A 17,154-nucleotide genomic window follows, 5' to 3' on the forward strand; every position below is an offset into this window, starting at 1 on the left:
CGTTTTATTTTTCCTGGCTGTCTTCCTCTAAGCTGTCTTCCTCTAAGCCGCCGTCCTGGTAATCTTCCTGATCGTCTTCCTGGTAATCCTCCTGGTATTCTGTGTCTCCATCTTCCTGATAATCGCTTTCGTAATCCTCGTAACCTCCGTCTTCCTGATAATCCAGACCCAGTTCTTCGAATAATCCCATCTCTCGGGCCTGTGTCTCACTCTTGATATCAATCTTATATCCTGTCAGCCTTGCTGCCAGTCTCGCGTTCTGGCCTTCTTTACCGATTGCCAGTGAAAGCTGGTAATCCGGTACGATAACCTGAGCTTCCTTTGAATCCTCGTCAGCCACCACGCAGATAACCTTTGCCGGGCTTAATGCATTCTCAATTAAGTATGCCGGGTTGTCGTCCCAGTTGATGATGTCGATCTTTTCGCCGCGAAGCTCATTCACGATGGCATTCACCCGCGCGCCGTTTAAGCCGACACATGCGCCTACCGGATCCACATTCTGGTCGTTGGATTTAACGGCGATCTTCGTTCTGGAGCCTGCCTCTCTGGCAATGGCTTTCATCTCTACCGTTCCGTCCTTTACCTCTGCCACTTCTGATTCAAATAAGCGTTTTACCAGATCCGGATGGGTTCTCGATGCGGAAATCCTCGGTCCCTTCGGAGTATCCTTTACCTCCAGAACGTACACCTTGATTCTCTCCGTGGCCTTGAATACCTCGCCCTTCACCATCTCCGCCTCATTTAAAATGGCATCGACCTTACCTAAGTTAATGCTGACATTCTTCCCTAAATATCTCTGTACAATACCGGTAACCACTTCCTTCTCCTGGCAGTACCAGTCGTTATACAGAGCTTTTCTTCCTTCCTCACGGATCTTCTGGAGGATCACATTCTTCGCATTCTGCGTGGCAATACGTCCAAACTTCTTGGAATCGATCGGACACTGTACGATATCTCCCACGTCATATTTCGGATCCGTCATCTTGGCTTCCGCGAGGCTGATCTGAAGCAGCGGATCTTCCACTTCCTCCACCACTTCCTTCTCCGCGTAAACGGAAAAGTCGCATGTATCGCGGTTCATGGTCACCTTGACATTGTCCGCCTTGCCAAAGTGGTTCTTGCACGCCGTAAGAAGAGAATTCTCGATCGCCTCCAGCAGGGTATCTTTGCTGATATTATTCTCTTTTTCCAGAATATTCAGTGCTTCTAACAGTTCCTTATTCATTTTTTTATCCTCCTACTCTCATCCATCATACTGTTTAGAAATCAAATGCCAGCCGGATTAATGCGATCTCCGGGCGGTTGAATACAAGCTCGGTCCCGTCTTCCACCGTGACAGTCACGGTATTTTTATCATATGCTTTTAAAGTACCCGTATAATCCTTCTGTTTATTCATCGGTTTGTACAATTTAATATCCACATCTTCTCCAATACTTCTGTCAAAGTCCTTATCTTTCTTAAGCGGCCTTCCCAGCCCCGGTGAACTCACTTCCAGAATATAGCTGTCCTCGATAAAATCCTTCTCGTCCAGCCATTCTCCCAGTCTTCTGCTGACGACCTCACAGTCATCAACCGTAATTCCGCCTTCCTTATCTATATAAGCACGCAGATACCAGTTTCCCGCCTCTTTTACATATTCCACATCAACCAGTTCAAAATGATATTCTTCCATCAATGGAAGCAGGTAGTCTTCCGTTTTCTTTTCATAGGTCTCTTTTTTTGTCATGTTCTTCCCACCTTTCTGCACAAAATTGAAAGAGTGGACTCTCGCCCACTCTTTATCAGTCTTCTATCATGTTATCGGTACGATTATAGCACTGTTTTCCAGCCATTGCAAGGTTTTTTTTAACTTTCCCCGTAAAACCGTCGTATTTACGCCATTTCCGCCTCATTTTGCGTCTGCTGTGTGCAATTTTTTCTTCCTATATTAATATTAATCACTCCGCAGCGCATCGATAGGGTTTAAACCTGCAGCCCTTCTGGCAGGCATATACCCGAAGACCAGGCCAATCGCCGCGGAAACACCAAAGGAAACGAGAACAGCCGGAAGTGTGGCGGCCGCCTTCATGTGCATCAGACTCCCCGCGGCCGGAGTGATCACGCATCCAAGTGCGATGCCCACCAGTCCTCCGATGGAGCTGGTGACCGCCGCCTCAATGACAAACTGCTGAAGAATGACGGATTTTTTCGCTCCCAGGGACTTTCTGATCCCGATTTCCCGCGTCCGCTCCGTCACCGATACCAGCATGATGTTCATCACGCCGACGCCGGCCACCAGAAGGGAAATCCCCGCGATTCCTCCAAGTGCGGCGGACATCATGGACATGGTGGACTCCATGGACTTTAACATCTCGCTCATGGAACTGATATAGAAATAGTCGGGCGATTTATACCGTCTCTGTAGAAATACGGTCAGAAGGATTCTGGCCGCCGCAATCTCCTCCACCTTATCCACCGTTATGATATACTCGGACACATCGGCATTCTGATTCATTAAGAGCGCCGTGGTATATGGCAGAAGGGCGCGGTCATCCGGACCGCCCTGCTTTAGCTCGTCTTTGTCCCGGCGCTGCAGCACGCCCACCACCTTGACCACATTTCCGTCAAACCGCACGCTCTCCCCCACCGCCGCCTCAGCGCTTCCAAACAGGCGCGCGGCGGTGAAGTACCCCAGCACACAGACAGGCTGTCTCGACGCAATATCCGAATACTGGATATACCGGCCCGCCTCCAGCTTTTTCGCGTCAATGCCGTAAAACTGCTCGCTGACGCCGGAAATCCTGGTTTTGGTCAGCTTATCAGTCTTATGCTTGATCGTCGCCTTCACAGGGACCTGCGGAGATATTTCTTTATAATAAGCCCTGTTTTTGTCGTAAAACGCATATAAGTCCTGGGGGGAGACCGACCTGGTGGGTGTATTGGTCAGCTGTACCTGCAGCTGATTGGTCCCCATGTCTGAGAAGCTGGCCCTGATGTAGTTCATCTGCCCTTCCACCAGCCCCACCAGAATGATGACCGAAGCAACCCCGATGATGATTCCCAGCATGGTCAGGAAGGAACGCATCTTGTTGCTCAGGATATTTTTAATTGCCATCTTAAATGACTGCCGCATAGTCGTTCACATCCCCGTCAAAATTAATCCTGCCGTCGTGAATCCGGATCACCCGCTTGGCCTCCAGGGCAATGGAGTTGTCGTGGGTGATCATCACGATGGTATTTCCTTCTTCGTTCAGCTGCTTTAAAAAGTCCAGAACTTCCCGGCTCGTTCTGGAATCCAGGGCTCCGGTCGGCTCATCGGCCAGGATCAGGGAGGGACTGCCCGCCAGCGCCCTGGCGATAGAGACACGCTGCTGCTGGCCTCCGGACAGCTGTCCCGGCAGATTCTTATACTTATCCGCCAGACCCACCCGTTTCAGTGACGCCATGGCACGTTCCCTCCGCTCTTCTCCGTCAATTCCGGCGTAGATGAGCGGCAGCTCCACATTTTCCAGAAGCGTGCTGCGCGTCAGCAGATTGTACTGCTGAAAGATGAAGCCGATCAGACGGTTGCGGATACCAGCCAGCTGGTTGTCTGTCATCTCCCCCACGTTCTCGCCTTCCAGATGGTACGTCCCGCTGGTGGGCACATCCAGCGCTCCGATAATGTTCATCAGCGTGGATTTTCCGCTTCCCGACTTTCCCACAATGGCCGTCATCTCTCCCTTTTCGATCGAGAGGGAAATGCCGTCGTTGGCCCGCACCTCCTCATCCCCCATTTCGTATATTTTATAGATATCCTGCAAATCAATCAAAGGGCCCATAGCCGCTCCTCCTTTCCTCTTATTGAGTGTTCTTACAGATCTAGTGCCATTTCTTCTCCCATACTCTCGCTGCCTGGAGCACTGTCGAAGCCCTGAACCAGGTAGACCTCATCCCCCTCTGACAGGCCCGATGTGACCTCCACCTGCTCGTCGTTCATGATTCCCGTTTCCACCGTCACCTCTCTGAATCCGGCGGGCACCTCCCCCTTCGCCTCCTTCACCGAGGGGTCCTTTATATAGACCACATTTCCCCTCATCAGGCTGGCGGCCGGGATGACCAGCGCATTCTTCGATTCCTCCAGAAGGATCTTTCCGTTGACGTTCATTCCCGGCAGAAGTCCCTTCGGGTCCTTCACCGTTACGGAGACAGGGTACGTGGTAATTCCGTTGTTATTGGTGCTTTCCAGGCTCACATTTTCCACAATCCCCTGGAAAGCCGCATCGCCGGCCGCTTCCGCCGTGATGTCCACCGTCTGTCCCGCCTTCACCTTCGATACGTCCAGCTCGTCGATGGACATGGAAAATGTGATGGAGGAGAGGTCGTAAATCACCGCCATCGCCCCGTCGCCGCTTGTCTTGCTGGTGATCTTGTCACCGGCCTTCATGTTCTTGCGGATGACGGTTCCCGATATGGGTGCCGTGATGGTGTAGTTATTCATGCTGTTCTTCGTACTCTGGATCTTATTATTGGCGGAATCCATGGCATCCTTTGCGCTGTCCAGCTTCTCCCGGAAGCTTCTCATCAGCTTATCAGCCGATTCCCGGTCGAAACGGAAGATGGGAGTCCCCTTTGCCGCGTAATCGCCCTCTGAGACGAGAAGCTGTTCCACAGTCACGCTGTCCGGCAAATCCGCGCTCAGTATCGTCTCGACAACCGGGCTGAAGGTTCCCTCCAGGCTGCTGCTGTAATCGCCCACCGTCGCGGCCGCCGACTGTTCCGTGGTTAAACCGCCCGGATTGGCCGCCTCAATGGTCACATAGCGCACAATCCGGCCGCCCGTCAGCGTCTCATCCTTTGCGCTGACTGCAGTCACGGTTCCTGGTATCTGTTCTCCCGTGGAAGACAGAGTGGCAAGGGCCGCGCTTCCCGCTCCGATGGCCGCCGCTTCCGCAGAAAGGAAGGGAACCTTCAGCCGCATGACAGAATCGTCCTCGATATCTGCAATCTTCGTTCCGCTGGTCACCGTCTCGCCTGCTCTTATGTAGATCTTTTTGATATATCCGCTGTCCCCGGAGCGGAAAACACCGTCGTTAAACCGGCCCTGGGCTCTGGAATAGTCCTTCTGGGCGTCTTCCAGATTCCTCGCCGCTCTTTCCACGGAGTTCTGCGCGGACTTCATCTCCTCTTCCATGCTGCTCACATCGATCCGGTAAAGCACCTGGCCCTTCTCCACCTGATCCCCCACCTCGAAATCGGCGCTGGTGATCTCGCCCTCCACCAGCGAGGATACCTGATAGGAATTCCTCGGCTTCAGCACTCCCGAGGAGGAGAGTCTGGAGCTGATGTCCTGCCGCGTCACCGGCGCGGTCATCGCCTCGGTCCCCTTACCCGCCCCGGCGCTCCGCACATGATTCCTTAAGGCCGCGGTTCCCGCCGCTGCCAAAAGCGCAAACGCTGCTGCCACAATGATTACCGTTTTCTTCTTTTTCCTGTTTTTCATGGCCGTTCTCCTGTCAGTCTTCTAAATAATCCAATACTGTGTACGTTTCTGTACCGTCCTCTTTCACAGTCTTTTCATAGACCAGCGTGACCGTGTCCCCGACCCGGACATTCCCGTACATGGAGAATGCAAACTGCATCTCCGAACTGGTAAGCAGATACTGCTCCCCGCTTTCCTCCAGCATCACGGCGCTGGGTGACATCACGTCCACGGAGGTATAATAGACATTGGAGACCGTTCCCCGGACGATTCCGCGCCTGCTGTCCGACGAATCCTCCGTGTAGGCCCAGATGCTCTTCGATCCCGGGTGATAGTAAAGCAGCACCGCGCCGCCGCTCTCCACCGCGTCTTTCAGTGCCGAGACCGTGGAGGACTCGCCGTTGATAAACACATTGGCCTTATCCAGCTTAAATGGAATATAGCTGGATAAGCTTCTCTTACTGCGAACCAGTTTGGGGCCCTTCAAACCGTTGTCCGCCATCTTTAAAGGATTGATCTCTCCGTCGGAGGTCAGCTCGCATCCGAACAGTTTGCCGTAGATATCGCCGCCGTCTTTCGGCTTTGTCTTTAACAAATTATAAAACAGGTTGATACAGTCCCCTCTCGCCAGCAGCTCTGCCGCTTCCCGGTTCACGTTCTCGTCAAGCTTCAAAAAGCGGTACTGGGAGATCCTTCCTCCCGCCTGGCTGCCGGCAAAGTCTTCATCCTTATACCCCAGCAGTGCCAGAATACCTCTGACCGCGTCCTGAAGTGTGACGTTCTGGTCCGGTTTAAACACGCCGCCCAGATAGCCCGTCATATATCCTTTTTCCACCGCCGTTTTGATATAGGAGGCGCAGGCGTGATCCTTTCCGACATCCGCGAAGACGGAGCTGCTGCCTTCCGGCGGCACCGAGCTGCCGTAGGGGGAGGCCAGCACAACCATCTTTGCATATTCTGCCCTGGTAACGTTTTTTTCCGTGTTGGTCACGTTCATGATCCCGGCCATGCCCACTACTTTCTTTTTCAAATCCATATTAACGGCAGCCAAGGAGGTCATCGGATATACCGCTGTAACCACGATACAGGCTGCCGTCGAAGCTGCAAATAATCGTCTGTTCATCAATTGTAATCCCTCATTTCTCAGAATAAATTCATCTGCATTATAACGTGTAAGGCAGCGTTTTTCCATAATCTGGGGCTCTTATTCAGTTTTCTTCAGAATTAAAAAAGCACCGGCCGAAATGACTTTTCAGCCATTTCAGCCGGCGTTTTTTTCTTTCCTCGGCGCTAAGCTTTTGGTAAAAACAGCGTCACGGTAAATCCATCATCGTCTTCTGTTGTATCGAAGGATCCTTCGTGCTCCTTCATAATCTTTCCGCACGTCTTAAGGCCGATTCCTGAACTCTCCACCAGGGCGCCATCCATCCTTTTCCGGTTGTGGATCGTAAGCCGGGCACCTCCCTTTGTCTGCACACAGGCAATCGTAACAGGGTATTCCCTGGCAGCATACTTCGTCAAGTTGGAAAAGAGGTTGTCCACTACCCTGCGGAATAAATCCACGGAAACGTAGTAGATCCCATCCATCTCTTCTATTTGAAAATTCACCGTAAATCCCCGGCCCTCCAGTGCAAATGCACTCTCTCCCACCGTCTGCTGGAACAGAGCCGACCCGTCCACCGGCTCCATGGCCGGTTTTTCCTCCCTGCCGTACACAAGAAAATATTCAAACAGACGGTCTGACATCTCCTTGATCTGCATGGCCTTCTTCCGGCTGGCAGCAATAAAATGCTTCTGCTGGGCGGCGTCCTCCGTCTCCTCCTCATCCAGCAGCTCCAGATATCCCAGCAGAGACGTGAGGGGAGAACGTAAGTCGTGAGACATGGCAGTCACCAGTTCCTGATTGGCTTGTCTGGCCTCCGCCTCCTTCTGCTCCCGCTCCAAAATGGACATCCGCATCCGGTTGATCCCTTCTGCCAGTTCCCCCAGCTCGTCGCTTCCCTTGACGGAGACAGCGTACTCCATCTGGCCGCCCTCCAGAATCTGAAGCTCCTTCTTCAGGAGTTCGATGTAGGAAGTCTTTTTCTGTATCAAATGCAGAAATACGGTAATAAAGAGCAGGAATCCGCAGATCACAGAGATCCGGTCCGCCCACTGGTAATAGCGGTATTCATAGAACGGCATCAAAAGCACAGACGCCGTTCCGTCTGCAAAGGTAAAGGTATATGCGCCGTCGTCCGATACCGGCATGACCTCCGTCTCAGCTGCATCCTCTTCCGGAATGATTACATTTTCCACATCAAAGGGATACGAGGAATAGATTACACGCCCGGAACGGTAAATGACCATCGTCACATACGCCTCCCTTTCAACCCACTCGTCCAATGGGCTCAAATCGGAGAGTGCGATGCTATTATCCTTAATATACTGCTGCAGCGCTTCCTCCGTCCGCACTTTCTGCCGCGCATAGGCTTCCTGGGTACTCTGCGTCCTGTCAATCCAGTCATAAGCGGTCGTATGAATTCCCATATAGAGAAGAAATGCCGCCGCCATGGCGATGGCCACTGAGGCCATTAACTCCGCCCAAATTCTGTTTTTCCATGATATTTTCTGTTTTCTGCCGGGCCGTTTAATCAATGCGGTACCCCCTTCCCCATACATTCCTGATGCAGCGCGGATTCTGGGGATCATCCTCCAGCTTTTTTCTCAGATTCCTGATGTGGACCATCACGGTGTTGTTCGATGAAAATAAAAACGGCTCATTCCATACCGCCTCGTAAATGTCCTGCGTGGTATACGTCTTCTTACGGTTCTCTGCCAGAAGGAGCAGAATTCGGTACTCGATATCGGTCAGCAGAACCCGTTCCCCGTTCTTGTTGACTTCCTCTGTATCCGCGAAGATTTCCAGCCCCGGCAGGCTGATCGCCTCTCTTTCCGTTCCCTTCTTTCCTTTATATACACAGTAGCGGCGCAGCATGGCATTGACTCTGGCCTTTAACTCCACACTGGAAAATGGCTTGACCAGATAGTCGTCTCCTCCCGCCGCAAATCCCTCTTCCTTGTCCCGGTCCTTGGATTTGGCCGTCAGAAACAGGATGGGAGCCGATGATTTCTTTCTGATCTCCCCGCACGCCTCCACACCGGAGCATCCCGGCATCATCACGTCCAGAATGATCAAATCGATCGTGTGATCCGCCTTTTCAACCGCCTCGATACCATTGACGGCCTCCACCACCTCATAGCCCTCTCTCGTCAGTAATATTCTTACAACCTCTCTTATCTCAGGATCGTCGTCTGCAAATAGTATTTTCTTCATCACGGCACCTCCGGGGTAATTATAACCCGGCTGTCTTTTATTTTCCATCACCCGGACGTATCCTTAAGCATTCTTAAGAAAGCAGTATAAAATCTGTCAGGAATCCCCGCGGGACGGGTAACGTCACGCGGGGATTGATTGATTGGTTTATAGGTTTATTTTGTTTTCACTATTTTTGTTTTGCTATTTTGTTTTTGCTATTTTGGTCTTTGCTATTCTGTTACCCGCTATTCTGTGATCCAGGCTCCTGTATTGTCCAAACGGTATCCATCCGGCGTTACCGTGTCAGCCAGCATGCGGCCGTCTTCATCCAGATAGTACCATAGCTCTCCAGCCTTGATCCATCCGGTTGCCATGGCCCCGGACTGGGGCATGAAATAGTGCCACGAGCCGCCGATATACTTCCAGTCTTCCGCCATCATTCCGTTTTCATCGACCCAGTACCACTGCTTTCCTTTGTAAATCCACTCCGACTGGTAAGGTGTTCCATCCGGGTGACAGAAGCTCCATCCGCGCTCGGATTTTGTCCAGCTTCCTGTTGTTTCCGGAATGGAATTTGATGAATTTTTCCCGGTCTCTGAGGTGGTGGTGGAATCGTTGTCAGAGGAGGGAGGGGCTGGGGTGTTTGGATTACTCGGGTTGTCTGGGTTGCTTGGATTATCCGGGTTATTGGGATTGTCCGGGTTGCTTGGGTTATCCGGGTTATTGGGATTGTCCGGATTGCTTGGATTATCCGGGTTGCCTGGGTTATCCGGATTGTCTGGGTTATTCGGATTATCCGGGTTGCTTGGGTTATCCGGGTTGCTTGGATTATCCGGATTGTCTGGATTATCCGGGTTGCTTGGATTATCCGGGTTGTCCGGGTTATCTGGGTTGTCCGGGTTGTCCGGGTTGTCCGGGTTATCCGGATTCCCCGGCGTCTTTCCGCCGAACTCCATCGCTCCGATATCCGGCCGCAGCCCGGCAAGGTTCTCATTTCCAAAGAAATCCCTGTTATATTCCACGCCGTCTATCTTCGGGAAATTCATTCCCACCACATAGTCAATACTTCTGCCGCTCTTGGCTTCCTCGTAAAGTTCCCTCGGAGAATATTCTCTTCCGTCTACCGGTTCTCCGCCTCCGAAATACATCAGCGCTTCTTCCATCGTCACGCCGGCGTCAATCAGCACGGAACCTTCGGTCAGCTGATAGCCGTCCAGTTTGCCTGAACTTCCTGTCACAGGCTGCTGCGTTTGATTGATTTCCGGCGCAGTGCCCGGGGCCTTCATCCCGGCCGCATCGGCTTTTATTGCCTTGGAATCTCCGGCCGGTGACTCCATTCCTCCGATATAAGCGTTGTTATACAGTTTTAAATGGTCTTTCAGTTTCGCCGTATCTCCGCTTTCACCGTAGAATACCTGTCCCTCCGGATATTGGAAGACATTGTTGAACGCATAGATTTCATTCACGCCCAAACCGGCTCCTGTGTTGGACAGATAGAAAACGCCTTTAGGTATGGTGCGGTCCGAGTAAATGGTATTCTGGTAGATCATCGTTCCCTTCGGACATCCCTGGGCAAACTCGAAGGCCTTGTCCCTGTCATTCTGGCTGATATTGTAACGGATTGTAGCCCCTGTGTGGGGATAACCTCCCATGATCAGCATAAAGCCGCCTTCATTGTTATGACTGTAATTGTACTGCATGACGGAATTGGAGGAGGCGTGATCGCAGTCCAGCCCCTGGCCGTCCTGTACACTGTGCGTATCATAGGCTTCATTATATTGAATCACAGTATTAGCCGCCTCAAATGGCCAGATTCCTACATTATAGCCCGTGTTCTGATAACGGCAGTCGCGCACCAGATTGTGTTCAATCAGGGCTCCATCGGTATCCCGCACCGTAATTCCGTCGCCGCCGATCTTTTCCATATAGTTGTTTCTCACCACCACATTAGTGGAAGGATACCAGTTCACTGGAACTCCCGGAGAATTCTTCTCCCACTGGTTACACCAGGAAGAGCTGACAAGCTTGATTCCCGATCTGTCCACCCGTTCAAAGGTACAGCCTGCGATCAGCACATCGTCGTATCTGCTCGGAACCCCGGTCAGCTTTCCTCCCCTGATATCCGCCTGTACATCGAAGAAAATACCTCCGTTCCATTTAAGGTTAATATTGCCGTTGATATCGTGAATATAGCAGTCCGTAATCGATATACCGGACGCCGTTCCGAAATCCTTGATGGACACGTTTACAGCCCTCAGAGCCTTTGACCGGTTATTGCTGTTGTTTAGCCCGAAATCAGTCTGATATTCGGAAGAGAGGTTGGTAATTTCCAAATCTGATATGGTTATGTACTCCTGATTAAACAGAGCGATTACGTTTTCCACCGCTCCGCCGCCGTCAAGGCGCGGCAGCTCTCCCTCACCATAAGCGCCAATTATAATTGGCGCCGCTTCGCTGCCCATTCCGTTAAATACCAGCTGCTGCTCCCTGAACACGCTGCCGCGTTTTAAAAGGATCTGGTCACCGGGAACAAAGGTGCCGTACTGTTTCATTTTTCCGAGGGTTTTCCATGCTTCCACTTCAGAAGTTCCTGCAGCGGCATCATCTCCCGTTTCTGAATCAATATAGAAGGTCTGCGGATTCCTTAACGTATCTTCTTCAAACACCGCCATAATTCTCAGAGTCTGGTAATCCCCGGCCGGCACGGTAAGCGTATCACCAGCCACCACGACCTCCGGGTAACCCTCTGCCTGATACTCCTTCAGACGATACCCCGCCTTAGCCACAGAAGAAAGCGTGATCTGCTCTCCCTCCGAGGCTTCACTCACATTTGCAGATGCCGCTCCTGTTTTATAAGCGGAATCCACCTCACCCTGGTAAATGGAAACCACTTCCACAGTCTTTTTCTGAAGAATCCGTTCAATCATCAGGTTGTCAAAGATCACCGGCGCACCGGCGCTCATATTAAACAGTCCCGCTCCGGGAGCCATGCCTGACCATTCGCCGCTGTTATCTTCCAACACCATTTTTTCTGTTCCGTCGATTAGAAGCACGGCTTTCCCGTTATTTACCTCGATCTCCACATGGGAATACGCACTGGTCAGCTGAAATGCACATTTCTTCAATTCATCGTTCTTACCGTCCTGAAACCTCCGGAACATAGCGCTTCCCTGGGAGTTTACCGCCAATACATAACGTTCATCAAACGCTTTTCCATTTCCTGCAAAGGCGATCTGTAGAGTTCCGTTGTTGGCTCCGGCCCTGCGCACATCCACGGAAATCCGGTAGCCGTCGCCTTTCGCCAGCTGATCAAAGACACCTGGATCCACCAAAACGCAGTTGGCTTCTCCTGCCTGAGCATCCAGAATCAGCTCCTCATCTGCGATTTCTGCGCGATCTGCATCTTTAATAAAACCATACTGCCCGTCTTCATTCAGTTCCGCTCCGAAGTCATCGAAGAAAATCTCGTCTTTTCCCGGCTCCCGTGTCTTAAAATACGCTGCAACCGTCACATTTCCAAATTTTTCATTTAACTGGAACTTGTGGTTAATAATGGGCATCAGCCCGTCCGTCGGTGTCCCATCCTGTCCCCAGGATGCGTAATGATCGAATACATACCCGTGTTTCGCTTTTGCCTGCAGTGTGATCGTATCTCCTGAGTATCCGGTCTGCCGGTCTGCTGTCAGCGTTCCGCCGCGGCTTGTTCCTTCCGGGTCATCCACTCCGTCGGTCACTGTTTTTAGAGCGACGGTATACTCTTCCCCCTGCGGCGCTTCATCTGTGGAAACTACGAGATTGTCCACAGCGAAATCCTGGGCCGGATACTGGCCCGCGATTACGATATATCCCTGCTCCATTTCCTCAATTTCATCATTCTCCGCTGTAATGATTTCCTCACCGTCCAGGTATGCAGTAATCTTCCTTCCGCTTACTTCTATGGCGATCTGGTACTCCCCCTGACTTAAGGCCGGAAAATGAACAGAATTATATACGGTTCCTCCATTTTTCTCCAGATACACCAGGTTCCTCGGGAAATCGAAACGCAGCTGCAGCCGGTCCCCGTCATAGCCTTCCGCCGCCTTAAATCCGAATTTCGCATTGCAGTTCGTATTTCCGCCTCCGATCATCAAATCCGCTTCCAACAGAAAATCGTTCGCCGGGATCTTCATCTTCGACCCCATACGGTTATTGGGCCCGCCACCCTTTATCACACCCTGCCCTCCGGTGAAAGTTACCACGGCCGTGTTATTGACGTTCCAACCATCACCGTTGTCAAACGTCTCTTCCATCAGAATTCGGGAAAGCGTCATGGCCTCCGCCCTCATGGCTGTTGACGGGGTGGCCTTCTCTGCCTCTGACGGAGTGGCTTCTCCCGCTTCTGACGGAGTTGCTTTTCCGTCCTTAAGACGCTCTGTTACAACTGCCGCCCTGGCCGTCATGCGCCCTGGAAATCCAGCGGCGCCTGTACCGCCCGGCAGTCCCCCGGTGATCAGCACTGCACTGAGCAGTGCGCAGCAAACTCTTCTCCCTGTATACCTCATATCCATCCTCCTGCTATTCATTTTTGCCTCCGGTCACTGACTTTGCAGTCCGCAATCCGCTTTGTCAATTCCTGTTCAAACCGTTCCGCAGCGTACTGATCTGCAACCGCTCCTGCCACTTCCTCAAATGGAATAACTCTTCCCTTTTCTCTCCTGACACAATTTAACAGCTTGTCTTCCCCATTTTTTCCAGTCCAGCGATACTGTCCTCCTTCCTCCAACTGCATCAAATGTTCTGCCAGTTCTTCATCCGATTCCGATAGCCCACGCATACTCTCTGCCTCCAGAACCACATTTCCTTCATATATGGTGCGTCCCTCCTGCCGAATGGTATATTCTGCTTCAATCGTGTCCACATCCATATAATTTTCCTGATGAGTTTCATAATAGCGGATCAGCTCAGACGAATCCGTTTTCTCCAGAATGCGGGTTCGCAGCATCCGTTCCCGCTCCCCCGTAAGTCTGCGGTAATACTGAAGCGGCGTATATTCAACCGGGCCATACAGGACCCCTCCTTCAGACTGAAGCTTCTTTCTCTCTCTATTTTCATTTTCCAATGACTGTATCAAATCATCATAGGAAAACTCATCAGCCATACCGCCCTCTGCCGCCCAGCTCCATATTTCCCTGGACCGCACCGTGCGCTCCAGACTGCCGTCATGGAAAGCCAGTTCCTCTTCGGATACTGGCTCGCCATTTATGGTAAGCGGTGCCTTTTCTTCGTTTAACTGCTTTGCTAAAATAAATATTATAACCACTGCTGCAAAGACTGCCAGGTATGTTCTTCTTTTAAACAAGGCATCCTCCCCTTTTCTTTTTCATTTTAATTAATTATTTTTTATAATTATTATAAAGAAGAGAATATGAAATTGATATTGCTTATTTTCCTAATATTTCAAGTGTGTTTTTGTATATTTTGAACAATTGTATTCTTATCTCGGTAGATAATATAATTATATTTTAAAATCAATATGAGCGTTTTTATTTTATTCTCCTTAATATTTCTTACTTTATTTAAGTTTTCTGTATCTTTTTTAGCATTATTTGCTTATTATTTTAAATTATCTATTTCATCTTTTTTGCTCTGATCCTTTTTGACCCCGCTTCCAAACTTCTGTTCCGTACTTGCAACTTCCCGGACTTTGTACATATCATAACACTATATCAGATAAATCTGTTATACAAGGAGGACCCATGAAGCCAAAACTGGAAGTTTGTGGGGTCAGCTACTCCTATCATTCCCTCGAGGGTGAGACTCTGGCCCTTTCCAATATATCATTTACGGTAGATAACGGGGAATTCATTGCCATCGTCGGGCCATCCGGCTGTGGTAAATCCACCCTGCTGTCCATGTTATCCGGTCTAATCGAACCGGATGAAGGAGAAATTATCATTGACGGAGTCCCGCGTACAAATTCCGGTGCGGGCATCGGATATATGCTGCAGCGGGACCATTTATTCGAATGGCGTACCATTTTAAGCAACGCCGAATTAGGGCTGGAGATTCAGAAGAAACTGAACGACAGTTCCAAAAAGAAATTACATGAGATGTTAAATACTTACGGACTTGAGGCCTTTAAAAATGCCCGTCCGTCTGAGCTGTCCGGAGGTATGAGGCAGCGTGCGGCTCTCGTCCGTACACTGGCCCTGGAACCGGACCTTCTTTTATTAGATGAACCATTTTCCGCTCTGGATTACCAGACGAGACTGGCCGTCTGCGATGATATCAGTTCGATCATAAAAAGTACCCATAAGACAGCCATTCTGATCACTCATGACTTATCGGAGGCCATCAGCGTCGCCGACAGGGTCATCATTCTGACAAGCAGGCCAGGAAGAATGAAGGGCATCGTCCCTGTTTCCTTTGGAGAGGGCTATGTAAGGCCGTTGGAACGCCGGAATACTCCGGAATTCTCCACTTATTTTAATCAGGTATGGAAGGAGCTGCAGACCCATGATTGAGACACATCCAACTCTGGCACAACAGGAATTCATCGCCAAAGAAATGCTACACCGCCGGAATGTCCGGATTCTGCGCATCATGCTGCTGGTGCTCCTTCTCGCTCTGTGGGAACTGTGCGCAAGACTCGGCATTATCAATGATTTTATCTTCAGTTCTCCCTCCAGAATGACCATTTGTTTTATAGGCATGGTGAAGGATGGCACAATCTTTCTCCATACCGGCGTCACAGTTATGGAAACACTGGTAAGCTTTGCCCTCGTCGTCGTGGTCGGTCTTGCGACCGCGATTCTGTTATGGTCCAGCCGCAGTGTATCCGAAGTTTTAGAGCCTTATCTCGTCATGCTCAACAGCCTTCCGAAATCGGCTCTGGCCCCAATCCTGATCGTATGGCTGGGCAACAACATAAAGACTATTATCGTGGCCGCTATCTCTGTGGCCGTCTTTGGTTGTATCATGACGCTTCACACCGGCTTCATGCAGACAGACCCGGATAAAGTCAAGCTCATCTATTCCCTCGGCGGAACAAAAAAAGATGTACTCACTAAGGTCCTGCTGCCCGGCTCTGTACCTCTGATTATCAGTAATATGAAGGTAAACATCGGACTCTGCCTCGTCGGCGTTATAATCGGCGAATTTTTGGCGGCAAATAAGGGGCTGGGGTATTTGATTATCTATGGCAGCCAGGTCTTTAAAATGGATTTGGTAGTCATGTCAATCGTTATCCTTTGTATTGTTTCGGCAATTTTGTATCAGGGGATTACGGTGTTGGAAAAGCGAATGAAATAAAAGATAAAAATCAGGACTCAGAATCCTCTCTGTCAAAAGATGATTCTGAGTCCCTCTTCTATCATTCTCTACACGACTGTCGTCATCGTCCCTGCTCTCGCAAAGTCGATTTCGCAGTCCAGCGGCTCCCCATTCAGGAAACGCCCAATGTCATCAAGCACATGGCTGGTGACTACATACCGTCTGTCTGCCGTAGGCCCCGCCGCATGAGGCATTAAAAGGACTTTCTCACACTCCCGAAGCGGAGAGTCCATGGGAAGCGGCTCTGTTTCAAATACATCAAGCGCCGCCCATACCGGTCTCTCCTGCAGTACAGAGACCAGCGCCTCCTCATCGATCAGCGCGCCGCGTGCCGTATTGACCAGCAGCGCGCCGTCTTTCATGCTGTTTAAAAGGTCTGCCCCTATGCTGTGCTTCGTCCTCGCTGTCAGACTGCTGTGAAGCGAAACGATATCACAGGTTCGGAAGATTTCTTCCGCTGCCGCCGCCTCGATGCCTGCCTCTGCAAGTTCTTCCGCAGAAATATGACGGGATGAGACCATGATCCTGCATCCGAACGGCTTTAGAAATTTCACGAGATACTCCGCGATCATCCCGTATCCCACCAGCCCTACGCTGCGGCCCAAAAGGCCTCGCGTTCCGATAAGAGAAGGCCATTCGCCGGCAGCCATGCGGGCCTCATACTCCCCGATTTTTCTCAGGGAGCAGAGCATATAAGCGAGGACGCCTTCCGCCACACTCTCCGCGAATACCCGGTTGCCGCTGCAGACCCGGATCCCCCTCTCAAATGCCGCGTCTCCCACCATAGGACGCACGGATCCGCCAATATGGGCGATCAGCTTCAGTTTGTCCGCATATTTCAATGTCTTCTCATGAAAAGGCGTATTTCCCCAGCCGCTGATACAGATATCGACTCCTCTCAGTTTTTCCGCCAGTTCTTCTTCACCGTACTGCTCTGTGTTCGCGTTCCACTCCACACAGCCCAGCCGCTCCAGACGTTCTCTCAACTCTTCAGAAAAAAAGCTGTCCCGCACCTCTCCGTCTGGTATGGAGACCAGAATTTTTATTTGTTCCGATTTGTTTGCCATGGTGTCTCTCTCCTGCATATTTTTACTTATATAATAA

General features: G+C 50.9%; 13 protein-coding genes. 2 read left to right on the top strand and 11 right to left on the bottom strand.

Annotation, left to right across the window (positions count from 1 at the left end; translation table 11 throughout):
- Positions 1-4: 4 nt before the first annotated feature.
- The 10 genes from nusA to DFR60_RS00690 form a co-directional block, all read right to left on the bottom strand.
- Positions 5-1,225, bottom strand: coding sequence for a transcription termination factor NusA (gene nusA / locus DFR60_RS00645; RefSeq protein WP_110321152.1), 1,221 nt, complete (start codon positions 1,223-1,225; stop codon positions 5-7).
- 34 nt (positions 1,226-1,259) lie between these two features.
- Positions 1,260-1,727: a ribosome maturation factor RimP gene (rimP, locus tag DFR60_RS00650; RefSeq protein ID WP_002600711.1), complete on the bottom strand. Its 468-nt coding sequence runs from the start codon at positions 1,725-1,727 to the stop codon at positions 1,260-1,262.
- A 207-nt stretch (positions 1,728-1,934) separates the two neighbouring features.
- Positions 1,935-3,113, bottom strand: a complete 1,179-nt coding sequence (locus tag DFR60_RS00655) for an ABC transporter permease (RefSeq protein WP_110321153.1) — start codon at positions 3,111-3,113, stop codon at positions 1,935-1,937.
- Positions 3,097-3,801 carry an ABC transporter ATP-binding protein gene (locus tag DFR60_RS00660; protein ID WP_110321154.1) on the bottom strand — a complete coding sequence of 235 codons (705 nt, stop codon included), beginning with the start codon at positions 3,799-3,801 and terminating at the stop codon, positions 3,097-3,099. Before DFR60_RS00660 ends, DFR60_RS00655 begins: the two co-directional genes overlap by 17 nt.
- Positions 3,802-3,833: 32 nt before the next feature.
- Positions 3,834-5,462 (bottom strand): efflux RND transporter periplasmic adaptor subunit, encoded by a 1,629-nt coding sequence (locus DFR60_RS00665; RefSeq protein ID WP_110321155.1) that lies wholly within the window; start codon positions 5,460-5,462, stop codon positions 3,834-3,836.
- Positions 5,463-5,475: 13 nt separating this feature from the next.
- Positions 5,476-6,564, bottom strand: coding sequence for an S-layer homology domain-containing protein (locus tag DFR60_RS00670; RefSeq protein WP_243004947.1), 1,089 nt, complete (start codon positions 6,562-6,564; stop codon positions 5,476-5,478).
- A 167-nt stretch (positions 6,565-6,731) separates the two neighbouring features.
- On the bottom strand, positions 6,732-8,078 hold the full coding sequence (locus DFR60_RS00675; RefSeq protein WP_167437469.1) for a HAMP domain-containing sensor histidine kinase: 1,347 nt from the start codon (positions 8,076-8,078) through the stop codon (positions 6,732-6,734).
- Entirely contained in the window at positions 8,071-8,757 is a 687-nt protein-coding gene (locus DFR60_RS00680) for a response regulator transcription factor (RefSeq protein WP_110321599.1), read from the bottom strand. Before DFR60_RS00680 ends, DFR60_RS00675 begins: the two co-directional genes overlap by 8 nt.
- Positions 8,758-8,984: 227 nt before the next feature.
- Positions 8,985-13,280: a right-handed parallel beta-helix repeat-containing protein gene (locus DFR60_RS00685; protein ID WP_146218567.1), complete on the bottom strand. Its 4,296-nt coding sequence runs from the start codon at positions 13,278-13,280 to the stop codon at positions 8,985-8,987.
- A 17-nt stretch (positions 13,281-13,297) separates the two neighbouring features.
- Positions 13,298-14,077: a hypothetical protein gene (locus tag DFR60_RS00690; RefSeq protein WP_110321159.1), complete on the bottom strand. Its 780-nt coding sequence runs from the start codon at positions 14,075-14,077 to the stop codon at positions 13,298-13,300.
- A gap of 397 nt (positions 14,078-14,474) precedes the next feature.
- Between DFR60_RS00690 and DFR60_RS00695 the strand changes: the two genes are divergently transcribed.
- Entirely contained in the window at positions 14,475-15,242 is a 768-nt protein-coding gene (locus DFR60_RS00695) for an ABC transporter ATP-binding protein (RefSeq protein WP_002600721.1), read from the top strand.
- Positions 15,235-16,029, top strand: coding sequence for an ABC transporter permease (locus DFR60_RS00700; protein ID WP_167437470.1), 795 nt, complete (start codon positions 15,235-15,237; stop codon positions 16,027-16,029). The genes DFR60_RS00695 and DFR60_RS00700 overlap by 8 nt, the downstream gene beginning before the upstream one ends.
- A 68-nt stretch (positions 16,030-16,097) precedes the next feature.
- Here the strand turns inward: DFR60_RS00700 and DFR60_RS00705 are convergent, their stop codons facing one another.
- A complete protein-coding gene (locus tag DFR60_RS00705; RefSeq protein WP_110321160.1) occupies positions 16,098-17,117 on the bottom strand; it encodes a hydroxyacid dehydrogenase in 1,020 nt (339 codons plus the stop codon).
- Positions 17,118-17,154 lie beyond the last annotated feature (37 nt).

The sequence above is a fragment of the Hungatella effluvii genome, from assembly GCF_003201875.1.
GTDB classification, from domain to species: Bacteria; Bacillota; Clostridia; order Lachnospirales; family Lachnospiraceae; genus Hungatella; species Hungatella effluvii.